The following is a 15,166-nucleotide window of genomic DNA, read 5'->3' on the forward strand; positions in this document are numbered from 1 at the left end:
GGACTGCTGAGCACGCGACGGCGCCGCTCCCCTCAGCGGGGAGCGGCGCCGTCGTGCGTTAAGGGGCTTCGCCGGATGATGGTGCCGCCGGAAACGTCAGGCGCGCGCGGGCTTGGACTGCAGCGTGGTGCGGGCGAGCAGGATCTTTTCATCCACGGGCGCCTGGCCGCTGGCCCGCTGCTTCCGGAAGTAGTCCCGGGCCTCGTCCTGCCGGATCTTTTCCGCTCCGGTCGAGATCTCCGCGCGGAGATGCTCCGGTCCGTAGCCGAACGCGTCCACAAGGTCGACGGCGTGCGGCCGGATCTTCACGAGGAGCCGGTTGATGTACTCGCCCACGGTGCGTCCGCGCTGCATCGACAACCGGCCGTTCATCAGGTACCAGGACAGGTTCTTCTCGATGAGTGAGAGGCCGAAGAGATCACGCAGCCAGGTCAGGACCTTGTGCGTACCGGGGTCGGTGACGTTGCCGAGGGCTTCGGTAAAGGCCTCCCACTGCAGCAGTTCGGCGTGCGCCTGGGCGGCTTCGATGAGCTCGTGCTGGTGTGCGTTGAACAGGGCGGCGCCCTGCCGCTGCGGGAGCCTGTTGGCGCCCTTGAGCGCCGCGCCGACCTGCGCGACCATGGTCTGGACCCGGTCGGTCAGGAGGGCGCGCTGGCTTGACTCGTCGCGGATGGCGATCGCGGCCTTCTGCACGGAGCCGGAATCGGCCATGAACTGGGCAACCTGGCGCAGGCCGCTGCGGTGCAGCGCAGTGCCCGTCGCCTGGGACACGACGTAGCGGGCCAGGACACCGACGTTGGCGTTGCGGAACTCCTTGGCGTAGTCGGCGAGCAGGCGCTTGGCGACGAGCTGCAGCAGGACCGTGTTGTCGCCTTCGAAGGTCACATAGACATCGAGGTCGGCGCGGAGCGACGCAAAGCGGTTCTCGATCAGGAAGCCGGCACCGCCGCAGGCCTCGCGGCATTCCTGCAGCGTGTCCAGGGCGTGCCAGGTGCTGAGCGGCTTGAGCGCCGCGGCCAGGGTCTCGAGGTCCTGCCGGTCCTCGTCGGTGTCGTGCCGGCCGGAGAAGACGTCGTCGAACTTCTCGAGCAGCTGCTCGTGCGCGAAGCTGGCCGCGTAGGTGGTGGCGAGCCGGGTGAAGAGCCGGCGCTGGTGCCGCTGGTAGTCCAGCAGGACCTCCTCGTCGGTCTGGGAGGAGGCGTTGAACTGCCGGCGCTCGGTGGCGTACTGGATGGCGGTCTTCAGCGCGAGCTTGGAGGCGGCCACGGCAGCGCCGTCGAGCGAGACCCTGCCCTGGACGAGGGTGCCGAGCATGGTGAAGAAGCGGCGGCCCGGGCTGGCGATGGGGGAGGTGTAGTTGCCCTCGGCGTCGACATCGCCGTAGCGGTTGAGCAGGTTGGTGCGCGGGATGCGGACGTTGGCGAAGTGGAGCCGGCCGTTGTCGATGCCGTTCAGACCGCCCTTGACGCCGTCGTCCTCGCCGCCGATCCCGGGCAGGAATTCCTTGGTGTCGGGGTCGCGCAGATCCAGGTAGAAGGCATGCACGCCGTGGTTGACGCCCTTGGTCAGGAGCTGGGCGAAGACGACCGCACCCAGGCCGTCGATCGCGGCGTTGCCGATGTAGTCTTTCCACGCGGCCCGGAACGGCGTGTGGATCACGAATTCCTCGGTGGCCGCGTCGTAGGTGGCCGTGGTGGCGATGCTGGCGACGTCCGAGCCGTGCCCGGTCTCGGTCATGGCAAAGCAGCCGGGAATCGCCAGGCTCATGATGCCCGGCAGCCACTTGCGGTGATGGTCCTCGGTGCCCAGGTGCATCACGGCGGAGCCGAAGAGGCCCCACTGCACGCCGGCCTTGATCTGCAAGGAAGGATCGGCGGTGACCAGTTCCTCGAAGCCTGCAATGTTGCCGCCGTGGTCATCGTTGCCGCCAAGCGCGGACGGGAAGGCCCGGTGGACGGCGTTGTGGCGCACGAGGTGCTCCAGCTGCCCGAAAGCGCGCCGACGGTGTTCGGTGTGGGTCAGGCCCTCGATCTTGTGCAGTTCCGGCTGGCCGGACACCGCGCGGGCGTGCCGGCGGACGTCGGCCCATTTGCCCAGCAGTTGCTCGCCAAGGGCTGCGACGTCGACGGCGGCCTGCTCCGGAGCGCCGGGCCGGCGGGCTGCCGATGTTGTGCTGTGTCCGGGCTCGGTGCCGGCGGTACGGTCGGCGAGTTCAGTCATGTCGATTCCTTCTTTGGTTCTGACAATTCAGTGCTAAGGCCTCAGTTCCGGGCCGCGGTTCCGTGGCCCGGGGGCCCGGGTACCGGTGCTAGGAGGTGCCGCGGTCCGGCACAGGGTCCGCTCCCGTCGGGGGCGTCTGCAGTTCGGGAGCGATCCCGAAGCAGAGCCAGTCCGTAATCTGCCGTGCCATGGCCTCCTGGTCCGGCTTGGCGGGTCCTGGCGGGCTGGCGAGCCACTGTTCTCCGGCGTTCCGCACCAGTCCGATCGCGGCGTTGGGCCAGTAGCCGATCACGGCTTCCTTGTCCTGGCCGCCGCCCAGGTGGCTGCGCATGGGCCGGGCGATCATGTCGCTGATGGCGGCGAAGAAGTGGCTCAGCGCCCCGGCGGTGGAGATGGACGGGCCCGCCGTGTCCGCGTCGCCGTGGCGCGTCACGAACGTGTAGACGTTCGGGCTGGTCTCGGCCATCTGCAGGTAGGCCGAGACCATGGCGAACAGGCCCTCGCGCGGTGTCTGGGCGCTCTGGGCAGCCTCCTGGATCCGGCGCTGCATCTGGCCCAGCACCACCTCGCCCACGGCCTGCTGGAGGCCGGCTTTGTCACCAAAATAGCGGTAGAACACGGACTTTGACGTTCCCGCGGCTACGGCGATGTCCTCCATGGATGCATCGCTGCCCAGGGCGTGCACCGCCTTCCGGGCGGACTTGATGAGTTCCCGCCGCCGTTCCTCGCGGTGGGACTGCCACCGCGAGGAACGGCCGTCGACGCCGGACGGCCCACCGGAGCTGCCGGAGGGGACGCCCGATCCACCGCTTGGCGGGGTGCTTGACCGGGGGTTTGACCGGGGGGCCGCGCCCCTGGCGGCGGCCTTGCCGCTGGCCGTGGTGGCGTCCGGCGGACTAGCGTGGGGGATGTTCACGATACCCAGCGTATCAGGTACGCTGGGTATCGGTAACCGCTTTGATCGAAGGAGACAGCCCATGTCCGTCAACGGACAGTCAGTACCCGGCCCGCAGGAACCGACCGCCGCCCCGCACCTCCGCAAAGCCGTGGTTGTGGGCGGCAACCGCACACCGTTTGCCCGGACCGGCGGCGCCTACACCAAGTCCTCCAACCAGGACATGCTCACCGCCGCCCTGGACGGACTCATTGCCCGCTTTGGCCTCCAGGATGAGCGGATCGGGGAAGTCGCTGCCGGAGCCGTCCTCAAGCACTCCCGCGACTTCAACCTCACCCGGGAAGCAGTTCTCGGCTCGGCCCTCTCCGCCGAGACCCCCGCGTATGACCTCCAGCAGGCGTGCGCCACCGGCCTTGAGACAGTCCTCGGCCTGGCCAACAAGATCAAGCTGGGCCAGATCGAGTCAGCGATCGCCGGCGGCGTCGACTCGGCCTCGGATGCCCCCATCGCCGTCAGCGAAGGGCTCCGCGAGGTGCTTCTGGACCTGAACCGGGCGAAGACGGTATCCCGGAGGCTGCAGGTACTCAGCCGGCTCCGGCCCAAGGACCTGGCCCCCGATGCCCCGAACACGGGGGAACCGCGCACCGGGCTGTCAATGGGCGAGCACCAGGCGCTGACCACCGCGCAATGGAAGATCACCCGGGAGGCCCAGGACGAGCTCGCCTTCAACAGCCACAAGAATCTTGCCGCGGCCTACGACGCCGGCTTCTTCGACGACCTCCTGACGCCCTACCGGGGACTGAGCCGCGACTCCAACCTGCGGGCCGACACGAGCCTGGAGAAACTGGCGGCACTCAAGCCGGTCTTCGGCAAGAACCTTGGCGCCGAGGCGACCATGACGGCCGGCAATTCCACCCCGCTGACGGACGGCGCCTCCACCGTGCTGCTCGCTTCCGAGGAATGGGCCGATGCCCACGACCTCCCCAAGCTCGCCGCCGTGGTGGACGGCGAAGCTGCCGCCGTAGACTTTGTCCACGGCAAGGACGGGCTGCTCATGGCGCCGGCCTTCGCGGTGCCGCGGCTGCTCGCACGCCACAACCTCGCCCTTGAGGACTTCGATTTCTTCGAGATCCACGAGGCCTTCGCCGGGACCGTGCTGAGCACCCTTGCCGCGTGGGAGGACGAGGAATTCGGCCGCACCCGCCTGGGCCTGGACAGGGCCTTCGGCAGCATCGACCGGTCCAAACTGAACGTCAACGGCTCTTCGCTGGCTGCCGGACACCCGTTCGCTGCCACGGGCGGCCGGATCGTGGCGTCACTGGCCAAGATGCTGCATGACAAGGGCCAGGCCGACGGCCGCCCGGCGCGCGGGCTTGTGTCCATCTGCGCCGCCGGCGGCCAGGGCGTCGTCGCAATTCTCGAAGCACTCTAAGGGGAACCCGATGAGCGACACATACATCCGGTTCGTCAGCCACGGACCCGGCCGGGACATTGCCAAGCGGCTCGGGCTCCCGCAGCCGGTGACCCTCCGGCGGTACCGGCCCGGTGCCCCCCTGATCGAGGGGCCGGTCCTGGTTCAGGGCTCCACCAGTGGCGCCGACAGCCTGGCCGCGGCCCTCCTGGCATGGAACCTCGACGTCCGGCGCCACGCGATCCCGAAGGAGAAGCTCGGCGCCATCATCCTGGTGCTGGACGAGTTGGCCCGTCCCGAGGATCTGGAACACCCGGTCCTCACGGCGGCCACCTCGCTGCGCGACCTGGCCCCGAATGCCCGTGTCATCACCGTTTCCCGCACGCCGGACTCCGCGGCGGAGCCGGCGACGGCGGCGGCCCGGCACGGCGTGGACGGCCTCCTGCGGTCGCTGGCGAAGGAACTGCGCGCGGGCGCCACAGGGAACGGCATCCTGCTCGCCGACGGCGCCGACACCACCAGCCCCGGGACGCTGGGGGCGTTGAGGTTCTTCCTGTCCGGCCGCTCGGCATTCGTGGACGGGCAGTTCCTGACCGTCACCTCCGGTGCCGGTCAGCTGCCCGATGACGTCGAGAAGCCGCTGGCCGGCAAGGTGGCAGTGGTGACGGGCGCCGCCCGGGGCATCGGGGCGGCGATCGCCCGCACCCTGTACCGCGACGGCGCCACGCTCATCCTCGTCGACATCCCGGCCGCGGGCGACCATCTCGCGGCCGTGGCCAACGAGGTCCACGGAACCGCTCTGCAGCTGGATATCAGCCACAGCGACGCCGGCCAGCGGATCATTGACCACGCCGTGGCACGCCACGGCCGGCTGGACATCGTGATCCACAACGCCGGAATCACCCGTGACAAGCTCCTGGCCAATATGGATGCGGGCCGCTGGAACTCCGTCATCGCTGTCAACATCGCCGCGCAGCTGCGGATCAACGATGCCCTCCTGGCCTCGGAGCACTTCCGCGACTCGCCGCGGATCGTCTCCGTGGCCTCCACAAGCGGGATCGCCGGCAACCGCGGCCAGACCAACTATGCCGCGTCCAAGGGCGGCGTGATCGGCATGGTCCGCGCCACGGCGCCGCTCATCGGCGAGCGCGGCGGGTCCATCAACGCCGTCGCTCCCGGCTTCATCGAAACGGAAATGACGGCCCGGATCCCCTTCGCCACCCGCGAAATCGCCCGCCGGCTCAATTCCCTGCAACAGGGCGGTCAGCCGGGGGACGTCGCCGAGGCCATCGCGTTCCTTGCCAGCGACGCCGCCGGCGGGATTTCCGGAGAGGTGCTGCGCGTCTGCGGGCAGAATTTGGTGGGCGCATGAGCAGTTCCCGGACCGTCATCCTTGGGGAGATGCCGGCCCTGTCCAAGCTCTACGTCAACGCGGCGGCCACCGCGGCGCGGCGCAGGGTCCTGGGCACCCACGGCGGCACCGAACTGCCGCCTTACACCCACGAAGTCCGCGGCGTGCGGGCCGACGTCACCAACCTGACCGCCTACCAGCACCTGATCGGTGAAACCGCGAGCGATGTCCTGCCCGCCGGATTCATCCATGCACTGGCGTTTCCGCTGGCCATGAGCGTGATGAACCGGGACGACTTTCCGCTGCCGCTGCTGGGCATGATCCACCTGAGCAACACGGTGGTCCAGTCCGCGCCGGTCCTGTTCACCGAGGCTCTGGACATCCGTGCCCGGGTGGACAACCTGCGTGGACACAGGGCCGGCACCCAGCTTGATGTCGTGGCGGAGGTCCGCGCCGCCGGGCAGGAAGAAGTCCGCTGGCGCGGGGTCTCGACCTACCTGGCCAAGGGCGTGTTCGTGCCCGGGATCGACAAGCCGTCGGTGCCGGTAACGCCGCCGCCGTTCTCGGCACCGGATCCTACGGCGATCTGGCAGCTGGGCGTCGATACCGGGCGCGCCTACGCGGCCGTGTCCGGCGACTTCAATCCCATTCACCTCAGCGTCCTGACGGCCAAGGCCATGGGGCTGCGCCGGTCCCTCGCCCATGGCATGTACCTCGCGTCGCGGGCGCTGGCCGACGTCGGTGCCGCCAAGGGGGACTCGTTCAGCTGGGAGGTGGCCTTCGAGGCACCGGTCTTCCTGCCGGCCCGCGTGGCACTGGACATCAGCACCGCGCAGGCCGGCGGCGGGGCATGGCAGCGCTCCGACTATGTCGCGTGGAACCCGTTGTCCGGGCGGCGGCACTTCAGCGGCTTCGTCGCGGCGCTGTCCTAGCCGGTATCCGGCCAGGAACGACGGCGGCGCCCGCCCCCGGCACGGGGACGGACCCCGCCGTCATGGTCCGGGCCTTCGGCCGGAGTATCCGTGCGTCAGTCGCTGGCCGAGGAGGACTTCACGACCCGCAGCATCCGGTGCAGGCTCATCAGGATCGACTCGGCTGCGCTGGGGGCGTCGGTGGCCGTTTCCCCGGCGCCGATCCGTCCCGTCAGCGCTTTGACGGCAGAGTCGGCCGCTTCAATCCGCTCCAACTGCTCTTGCGGGCTCTCCTCCTCGATCGAGCGCAGGATGTCAGCCACGGCGGACATGGCGTCGGCAAGCGGCTCGGTATATTCATCCGGCACCACAAAGGGTGTGTCCTCGGCCCAGATGACATCCGATAGCACCTGCGTCACGTCCTGGACGTGGAAGGTCACCCGCTCAAGGTCCCGCAGGTTGCGGTAATCCAGTTCGATGTCCCGGGGGTGGAGCCGGCGCCGGGGATTCGCCCGCCGGCTGGCGTCCGCCTTCTCCACGGCCAGCCGTACGGAGCGCGCGGAGGCTTCGAGCGAGTCGGACCGCTTGGACCAGTCCTCGTGTTCCGGCGGCCAGCTCTCCTTCAGCGCCGTGGCCATGTCCCGGAGCTGCTGGGCGAGTGCCAGGCGCAGTTCCGCGATGCTGAGCTCGGCGGCCCGGAAGTGCAGGGGCGGGAAGACCAGCAGGTTCACAATGATGCCCACTGTGACTCCGACGCCCATCTGGAAGAGGTACCCGAAGGAGAACGTGTCCGGGTTGTGGCCGCCCACGAGCAGGACCAGAAGCGCCGCCGTCGGGATCCAGTCCCGGCCTGCGCCGATCTTCGGGAGTCCGGCCAGGACAACACCAAAGGCCATCACGATCCCGACCGTCAGCGGTGACGGGCTGCCGAGGATGAACAGCACAAAGGCCAGTCCAATCCCTATCGCCAGCCCCGCGAGCGTCTGCACCCCCTGCTTCATGGAGCCGGCGACGTTTTCGTACATCGCTACCAGGGCGCCCAGCGGAGCGTAATAGGGGTAGTCGGCCGCGGAGCCGGGCATCAGCGGGGCGATGGCGAAGGCAACGCCCGCGGCCAGTCCTGCCTTCATGGCCAGCTGCAGCCGTGGCCACAGCAGCGCCGAGGACACGTTGCCGGCCACGATCCGCCAGAGCCGCCGGAACAAGGAGGGGCCTCCGGTGTGCGTTGCCTCGTCTGTCGTAGTCATCCCGGCTCACCCTAGGCTGGAGATATTGCTGCGACAAATGGACGAACCCCGGCAGGACAGTGTTTTCCGGTCAGTCCGCGCCGTGTCCCGGGGTGACCTCTTCCCCGGGGCGGACCGGTCCCGGCGGCGTGCCGTCGCCGAATGGCCGGCCCCCCAGAGCTTCGCGGCCGTGGGCGGAGAGCCAGTTGCCCAGCTCCGGGCCGCGCGGGACAACGCCGGTGGGGTTGATGTCCTCGTGGACGATGTAGTAGTGCTGCTTGATCTGCACGAAGTCGGTGGTGTCCCCGAACCCGGGGGTCTGAAAGAGGTCACGCGCGTAGGCCCACAGCACCGGCATCTCGCTGAGCTTCTGCCGGTTGCACTTGAAGTGCCCGTGGTACACGGCGTCGAAGCGCGCCAGAGTGGTGAAAAGCCGGACGTCTGCCTCGGTGATGGTCTCGCCCACGAGGTACCGTTGCCCGCCAAGGCGCTCCTCAAGCCAGTCGAGGGCCGTCCAGAGCCGGTCGTAGGCGGCGTCGTAGGCTTCCTGGGAACCGGCAAAGCCGCACCGGTAGACGCCGTTGTTCACTTCCGTAAAGACGCGCTTGTTGACGGCGTCTATTTCTTCCCGCAGATGATCCGGGTACAGCTCCGGCGCGCCGGGGCGGTGGTACCGCACCCATTCCGTGGAGAAGTCCAGCGTGATCTGGGGGAAGTTGTTGGTCACGACCTGCCCGGTGGGGACGTCCACGATCGCCGGGACCGTGATCCCGCGGGGGTAGCCGGGGAAGCGGCGGAAGTAGGCTTCCTGGATGCGCTCGATGCCGAGGACCGGATCCTTGCCGTCCGGGTCGAGGTCAAAGGTCCAGGACCGGGCATCGTGGGTGGGACCGGGCTGGCCGAGCGAGATGACGTCCTCCAGGCCCAGGAGCCGGCGCACGATCACCGTCCGGTTGGCCCACGGGCAGGCACGTGCTGCGATGAGCCGGTAACGCCCAGGCTCGACGGGCCAGCCAGGTTCGCCGTTGCGGCCGGGGGCTCCGTCCCGGGTGATCCGGTCCTCGATGTAGTTGGTGTCGCGGGTGAATTCCGCGCCGCCGGTCACGTACGCGCCTTTGGTGCTGAATCCGGGGTCGTCGGTGTGGGTACTCTGGCTCATGGTCCCAGCCTACGGTGGGGAAATGACGTGTCCGAACAAGGCCGTGAACACCGGCGCCATCGGCTGCCACGCAAACCACCAGGCGGCAGCCACCACGGCCGCGAAGAGGATAATCCACACCGCGGCAGGGACCGAGGTGGCCCGGGCCAGCAGATAGGCGTCCGACGTCGTGATCCTGTCACGGTGCCGGAGATGGACGTTTGCCAGTTTGCCGAGGTCCCTGACGGCGGCGACCAGGAGCGCCAGGCCCAACACGATCATGACGTGCCCGTTGAAGACCGGCGGCACAAACAGCACCAGGAGCGCCGCGGCCAGCACGGCGGCGGCGGTGATGAGCAGGCCCGTGCCGTTGCGGAGGAACAGGAAGGACGCCAGGAGGATCAGGGTTCCCACGGACATCGCCGCCGGGCCCCAGCCGTTGAAACCGCACCAGACCATCACGGCGCCAACGACCGCGGGCACGGGGTAGCCCCAGAAGGTGGACCAGGCTGCGGAGGCACGGCTCCTGCTGAACGTCGTGGTGGTGCCGGAGTGATCCAGGCCCAGACGGATACCGCCGAGCCGCTGTCCGGTGGTGAGAGCGGCGAAGGCATGGCCGAGTTCGTGGGTCACCGTGGCGAGCAGTCCAAAGTAGCGCCAGGTGAGGCGGGGCAGGGACACGGCCACGGCCAGCAGGACCACCATGGCGAGCTCGGTGCTGGTCACGTGCGGGCTGGGGGCGTGAGCAAATCCGGCCACGATCCGCTCCCACCATGTCTGGGCCAGGTTCGGTTCCCCGGGCACGAGAAATCGGGTCATGGCCTGCTCGAGGCGTGCTGAAGGATCCGGTACCGTTCGTCGTCAACCATAGGGTGCAAGGCTAGCGCGGACGCTGCGACGGCGTCGAAACGGGTCCGGGTCAAGGCCGGGTGCGGCCGTGCGCTACACACGCGGCGGAGCGGACGAACGGGCCGAAAGACCCGTCCGCACGGACATTCGTGTCCGTAAGGTGGAATCCGACCATCAATCCTGCCCAGTCAGGAGTCACTATGGACAATCCGGACGCCGCGGCCGCAACGCCGCGGAACACGCTGCCCGGGGACGCGGCCAATGAAGTCCGTGCCCTCGAGGCGGTCGAAAGCCATCACACGGCGATGCTCAAGCGCCTCGTCGCCCTGACCGACGCTCTCATCCACGCCGTGACGGCAGGCAAGACCGTCGCCGAACACGAAGCCCACGAGGTCCTCGTGGAGTGGTGCGAAACAGACCTCCTCCCGCATGCGCTCGCCGAGGAGGGCCCGCTGTACGGGGGAGCGGAAGGCACACCGGAGGCCCGGCTGCTCGTCGCGGCCCTGCTGGCCGAGCATCAGGCGATAGCTGGGGCGATCGACCAATTGCGCGGAGCCGGTGGCGTGGACGCCGCCGTCGCGGCCGGCACCCTGCGGGGCCTCTTCGCCGTGCATCTGGAGAAGGAGAACCGGCTCCTGCTGCCGTTCCTTGTGGGGCACCCGGACCTGTCGCTGGCGGTCGCCGTCGAGGGGCTCGAAGAACTAGTAGGTGAATCCCACATCCATGGAGGGGGCGCGGCCCGCGGGGGCAGCGTCTAGAGTGGGCGCATGGCGGACCGTACGCACCACGAGAACCCCGACTACTCCGTGCTCCCCGGGCACACAGACACCACAGACGAACTCCTGCGCGAACTTGCCGCGGCCCATGGCGTCGGCACGACGTACTGGGGCTGGGACGGCATAGAGCGTTCCGTGTCCCCGGACACGCTCCGGGACGTCCTGGGAGCCTTGGGAGTCCCGGCCAACGGGATTGCGGAGCAGCAACGCTCGCTGGCGGAGTCCCGGCTGGCGCCGTGGCGGCGCATCCTCCCGCCGGTCGTTGTTCTCAGGGAGGGGGTGCCGGGGGAGGGACGCGATGTCCGCGTCGATGTCCACGTCCCGCACGGAAGCCGCGTCCGTGTCTGGATCGACGCCGAGGACGGCAGCAGGCACGAGGCCGCCCAGCAGGAGAACTGGGAAGAGCCTGTCGACGTCGACGGCGTCCTCACCGGCCGTGCGACCTTTGCCGTCCCCGGCCACATTGGCCTTGGCTGGCATACCCTGAGGGCGGACGCCGACGGCACGCTGGCCCAGTGTCCGCTGATCGTGACGCCGGGCCGGCTCCGGACCTCGGCCCGGCTCGCCGGTCGTCGCTCGTGGGGGCTGACGGCCCAGCTCTACTCTGTGCGGTCCGCCCGGTCGTGGGGGATTGGCGACTTTGCAGACCTCACCGACCTCGCCGTCGTCGCAGGCGAGCAGGGGGCCGGCTTTGTCCTGGTCAACCCCCTGCACGCCGCCGAACCGGTACCGCCCGTGGAAGACTCGCCGTACCTGCCCACCACACGGCGCTTTTTCAATCCCCTCTACCTGCGGGTCGAGGAAATCCCGGAATACGGATACCTGGACGCACCCGGTCGGACCGAGGTAGCGCGTCTGGCCGCGAGCCTGCAGGCAGCAAACCAGTCCCGGGACCTGTTGGACCGCAACGCGGCCTACGCGGCGAAGCTGGCCGCCCTGGAACTCGTGCATGCGGTCCGTCGGGGACCAGCCCGCAACCGGCAGTTCGCCGACTTCTGCGCCGAGCAAGGACAGGGACTCGAGGACTTTGCGCTGTGGTGTGCGCTCGCCGAACAACTGCCGCCGTCGGCGCCGGAGTGGGCCGGGGCCGCGGCACACCCGGATTCGCCGTACTGTGCCGAGCAGCGTTCAACGCTCGCCGCCCGGATGGATTTCCACCGCTGGCTCCAGTGGCTCTGCGACCAGCAGCTCGAGGCGGCACAGCGCTCGGCGCATCAGGCAGGGATGGAGATCGGCATAGTCCATGACCTGGCGGTCGGCGTGAAACCCGGCGGGGCCGACGCCTGGACCCTGGCCGGCGTCCTGGCCCGGGGCGTGAGCGTGGGCGCACCGCCGGACATGTTCAACCAACAGGGCCAGAACTGGTCCCAGCCGCCGTGGCATCCGGGCAGGCTCGCCGAATCCGGCTACGCCGCCTACCGCGACATGCTCCGGACTGTGCTGCGGCACGCCGGAGGCATCCGCGTGGACCACATCCTGGGCCTGTTCCGGCTCTGGTGGATCCCCGAGGGCGCCGGCCCGGGCAACGGCACCTACGTCTATTACGACCACGAAGCCCTCATCGGCATCCTCGCGCTGGAGGCTCAACGCGCCGGGGCGATCGTGATCGGTGAGGATCTGGGCGTGTTCGAACCCTGGGTCCGTGATTATCTGGCCGAACGGGGGATCCTCGGCACCTCGATCCTCTGGTTCGAACATGACGCGAATGGCCCTATCCCGCCGGAACACTACCGCCAGCAATGCCTGACGAGCGTGAACACGCACGATCTTCCCCCGACGGCGGGCTACCTCGCCGGTGAGCACGTCACCTTGCGGGAATCGCTGGGGCTGTTGGGGCGTCCCGTGGATGAGGAACGCGCCGAGGCAGCGGCCGAGCAGGAGGCCGTCCTGGCGCAGGTCCGGGCCCGCGGATTACTGCCGGAAGGCGGCGGCACGGACGGCACGGATGTCCGGACGACGGTCGAGGCGCTCTATGCCTACACGGCGCTGGCACCGTCCGCGCTGCTCGGCGTGGCGCTCGTGGACGCCGTGGGGGAGTCGCGGACCCAGAACCAGCCGGGCACCAGCACCGAGTATCCGAATTGGCGCATCCCGCTGGCCGGGCCCGAGGGCGTCGTCCTGATCGATGACCTGCCGGCCAATGAGCGCTTCCTGTCCCTCCTGGGTACGGTCCGGAGGGCACTCCATTGCGCCACTGATGAGTGATCTGCTCAACCAGTAGACCAGGTTTTCCGGGCCTACACACAGGAAGGGGTGTCCATAATGGTCCCGAAGCTCCGGTCAACCGCTATTTGGTCGGAGCTTCGCCACGTCCGAGTGCCCCCGGCTTTCATCGCTCCGGTGAAGCTAAGCCTTGTCCTCGACGAGCAAGACCAGGGTCTCGGGCAGTACGCCGTCGTAGGCCATCGCCTCGCCCATTCCTTCGCCTTGCATCGCAGCCATGAATGCGTCCAAGTCAGGAACATCCATCATCACCGCGACGTGCTTGGGGTTCTGCGGGTCGACGAACGTGCGGATGTTGGTGACGCCCAGAGGGCCGAACACCTCTTCGCGCTTGGGTGAGGCAAGCCAATGATCCTTGTCCTTGATGTCGTGGTGGCCGATTATGGTTGGCATGGCGCATCCTCTCTTAGGGGGCCAGCGGTCCGCAGGCCCACTGCGCCGAAGGCTACTCGCCGCACCATATCCGGGCAAGACTATTTTCTTGCCGCAGCCGCCGGGGTCTGCCTGCCTTCTGAATGGCCGAGCTCCACAGGATGGCCCACCCGACTTCAGCGCCGGGTTTCCCGGAGACTCTCCTGCGATATGGGCCTTTGGGCACAGGCCGGACGCGCGTGGAAATTCCTACAATGAAGCATGGCCGCCGACATAACCGAGGTGGAACACAAGTACAGCCCGGCGGAGTCCGCTGCCCTTCCGCCACTGGCAGCGCTTCCGGGAGTAGACCGCGTGGGCGAGCCCGCCATCGAGGAACTGGACGCTGTCTATTTCGACACCGAAGAACTGGCGCTGGCCGCTCAGCGGATCACCCTGCGGCGGCGCACCGGAGGCCAGGATGCGGGGTGGCACCTGAAGCTTCCACTCGCCGCGGAGGGACGCCGTGAAATCACGGAACCGCTTGGAAGCGATGAGGGTCCGGTCCCGGAGCGTCTGCGTCAGTTGGTGCAGGTTCATGCCCGGAGTCACGGGCTGGTGCCGGTCGCACGGCTCCAGACCCGGCGGAACTCGATTCCCCTGTATTCCGCCCAAGGCACGGTCCTGGCCACGTTCAGCGACGACAGTGTGGAGGCGCAAACCTTCCTGACCCCCGCGGAAACGTCGCGGTGGCGGGAATGGGAAATTGAACTCGTCGACGGCACCAGACAGCTGCTGGCGGACGCGGATGATGTGCTCGCCGCGGACGGAGTCCCCGTTGCCGCCCTGCCGTCCAAGCTGGCCAGGGCACTCGGTTCGAACGTACCCGTGAGTCCCGCAACGGTGCCCAACCCGCGCCGGCACGGGCCGGCGTCGGACGTCCTGTTGTTGTACCTGGCCCAACAGGTTCGGGCCCTGAAGGAACACGATCCGGGTGTCCGCACTGACGAGCCGGACGCCGTGCATCAGCTGCGGGTGGCCGCGCGCCGGTTGCGGTCGGCGCTGGCGTCGTTCCGGAAGCTCATGGACGCCACGTCGCTCCGGTTCCTGAGGGCCGAGCTCCAGTGGCTGGCCGGCGCTGTTGGTGAGGCGCGCGACACCGAAGTCATGCGGGCCAGGCTGAAGGACCTGATGAGTGCCGAGCCCGCTGAGCTGTTGATGGGTCCGGTTGCGCAGCAGATTGAGGAGAACCTTGGCGCCACCTATCACCAGGCCCATGCTGCAGGATTAGCGGCGCTGGACAGCGACCGCTACTTCCGCCTCCTCGATTCCCTCGATGCCCTCATTGCCGGGCCGCCGCTTACGGACGCTGCGGGCCGGGATGCACGGCGGACAATTGGCCTGCTCGTCTCGGCTGAACGCAAACGGTTGAAGAAAGCCGTTCGCGCCGCGATCAGCGCCACGGGAACGGCGCCGGAGGATGCCGCGCTGCATGAAGTGCGGAAATGCGCCAAGCGGTTGCGCTATGCCGCCGAGGCGGCATCCCCGATTTTCGGCAAGCAGGCAACGTCTCTTGCTCAAGCCGCGGAAGGCATCCAGGAGATCCTCGGAGGCCTCCAGGACAGCGTCGTAATCCGGGAAACCCTTCGAATGCTGGCAGCGCGGACCGCGGCGGGCGGGGGCAACGGATTCAGCTATGGGCGCCTGCACGCGCTGGAGCAGCAGCGCGGCGAGGAAGCCCGCGCCAGCTTCTACCGCGCGTGGCGGAAGTCCAGGCCGGAGCCTCTCCACTGGAACTAGACACCGTTCCCAACC

General features: G+C 68.6%; 12 protein-coding genes. 6 read left to right on the forward strand and 6 right to left on the reverse strand.

Annotation, left to right across the window (positions count from 1 at the left end; genetic code table 11):
• Positions 1 to 96: 96 nt before the first annotated feature.
• Both BLR03_RS15250 and BLR03_RS15255 read right to left on the reverse strand, forming a co-directional pair.
• Positions 97 to 2,220 (reverse strand): acyl-CoA dehydrogenase family protein, encoded by a 2,124-nt coding sequence (locus BLR03_RS15250; RefSeq protein WP_091254157.1) that lies wholly within the window; start codon positions 2,218 to 2,220, stop codon positions 97 to 99.
• Positions 2,221 to 2,308: 88 nt separating this feature from the next.
• A complete protein-coding gene (locus tag BLR03_RS15255; RefSeq protein WP_175460574.1) occupies positions 2,309 to 3,199 on the reverse strand; it encodes a TetR/AcrR family transcriptional regulator in 891 nt (296 codons plus the stop codon).
• Between BLR03_RS15255 and BLR03_RS15260 the strand changes: the two genes are divergently transcribed.
• The 3 genes from BLR03_RS15260 to BLR03_RS15270 are packed head-to-tail and all read left to right on the forward strand — an operon-like array spanning position 3,198 to position 6,809.
• The gene (locus BLR03_RS15260; protein ID WP_091254160.1) at positions 3,198 to 4,547 is read left to right on the forward strand and encodes an acetyl-CoA C-acetyltransferase; all 1,350 of its coding nucleotides are present in this window, start codon (positions 3,198 to 3,200) and stop codon (positions 4,545 to 4,547) included. The two genes, BLR03_RS15255 and BLR03_RS15260, sit on opposite strands and share 2 nt — an antisense overlap.
• Before the next feature lie 10 nt (positions 4,548 to 4,557).
• Positions 4,558 to 5,898, forward strand: a complete 1,341-nt coding sequence (locus BLR03_RS15265) for a 3-oxoacyl-ACP reductase (RefSeq protein ID WP_091254163.1) — start codon at positions 4,558 to 4,560, stop codon at positions 5,896 to 5,898.
• Positions 5,895 to 6,809: a MaoC/PaaZ C-terminal domain-containing protein gene (locus BLR03_RS15270; RefSeq protein WP_091254167.1), complete on the forward strand. Its 915-nt coding sequence runs from the start codon at positions 5,895 to 5,897 to the stop codon at positions 6,807 to 6,809. The genes BLR03_RS15265 and BLR03_RS15270 overlap by 4 nt, the downstream gene beginning before the upstream one ends.
• A 95-nt stretch (positions 6,810 to 6,904) precedes the next feature.
• Here BLR03_RS15270 and BLR03_RS15275 read toward each other — a convergent pair whose 3' ends face one another.
• From BLR03_RS15275 to BLR03_RS15285, 3 genes are all read right to left on the reverse strand, one after another.
• Positions 6,905 to 8,035, reverse strand: a complete 1,131-nt coding sequence (locus BLR03_RS15275) for an FUSC family protein (protein WP_091254170.1) — start codon at positions 8,033 to 8,035, stop codon at positions 6,905 to 6,907.
• 70 nt (positions 8,036 to 8,105) lie between these two features.
• Positions 8,106 to 9,173, reverse strand: coding sequence for a glutathione S-transferase family protein (locus BLR03_RS15280; protein WP_091254173.1), 1,068 nt, complete (start codon positions 9,171 to 9,173; stop codon positions 8,106 to 8,108).
• Between the two features lie 9 nt (positions 9,174 to 9,182).
• Complete coding sequence (locus BLR03_RS15285) at positions 9,183 to 9,971, reverse strand: M50 family metallopeptidase (RefSeq protein ID WP_091254176.1); 789 nt, start codon at positions 9,969 to 9,971, stop codon at positions 9,183 to 9,185.
• A 230-nt stretch (positions 9,972 to 10,201) separates the two neighbouring features.
• On the opposite strand from BLR03_RS15285, the gene BLR03_RS15290 reads away from it, so the two are divergent.
• On the forward strand, positions 10,202 to 10,759 hold the full coding sequence (locus BLR03_RS15290) for a hemerythrin domain-containing protein (protein ID WP_091254179.1): 558 nt from the start codon (positions 10,202 to 10,204) through the stop codon (positions 10,757 to 10,759).
• Between the two features lie 9 nt (positions 10,760 to 10,768).
• Complete coding sequence (gene malQ / locus BLR03_RS15295; protein WP_091254182.1) at positions 10,769 to 12,982, forward strand: 4-alpha-glucanotransferase; 2,214 nt, start codon at positions 10,769 to 10,771, stop codon at positions 12,980 to 12,982.
• A gap of 141 nt (positions 12,983 to 13,123) precedes the next feature.
• Here the strand turns inward: malQ and BLR03_RS15300 are convergent, their stop codons facing one another.
• Positions 13,124 to 13,393 (reverse strand): PALP domain-containing protein, encoded by a 270-nt coding sequence (locus BLR03_RS15300; protein WP_091254185.1) that lies wholly within the window; start codon positions 13,391 to 13,393, stop codon positions 13,124 to 13,126.
• 240 nt (positions 13,394 to 13,633) lie between these two features.
• Here BLR03_RS15300 and BLR03_RS15305 point away from each other — a divergent pair, with 240 nt between their 5' ends.
• Positions 13,634 to 15,151: a CYTH and CHAD domain-containing protein gene (locus BLR03_RS15305; RefSeq protein ID WP_091254188.1), complete on the forward strand. Its 1,518-nt coding sequence runs from the start codon at positions 13,634 to 13,636 to the stop codon at positions 15,149 to 15,151.
• Positions 15,152 to 15,166: the final 15 nt, after the last annotated feature.

It is taken from the genome of Arthrobacter sp. ok909 (assembly GCF_900104405.1).
GTDB classification, from domain to species: domain Bacteria; phylum Actinomycetota; class Actinomycetes; order Actinomycetales; family Micrococcaceae; genus Arthrobacter; species Arthrobacter humicola.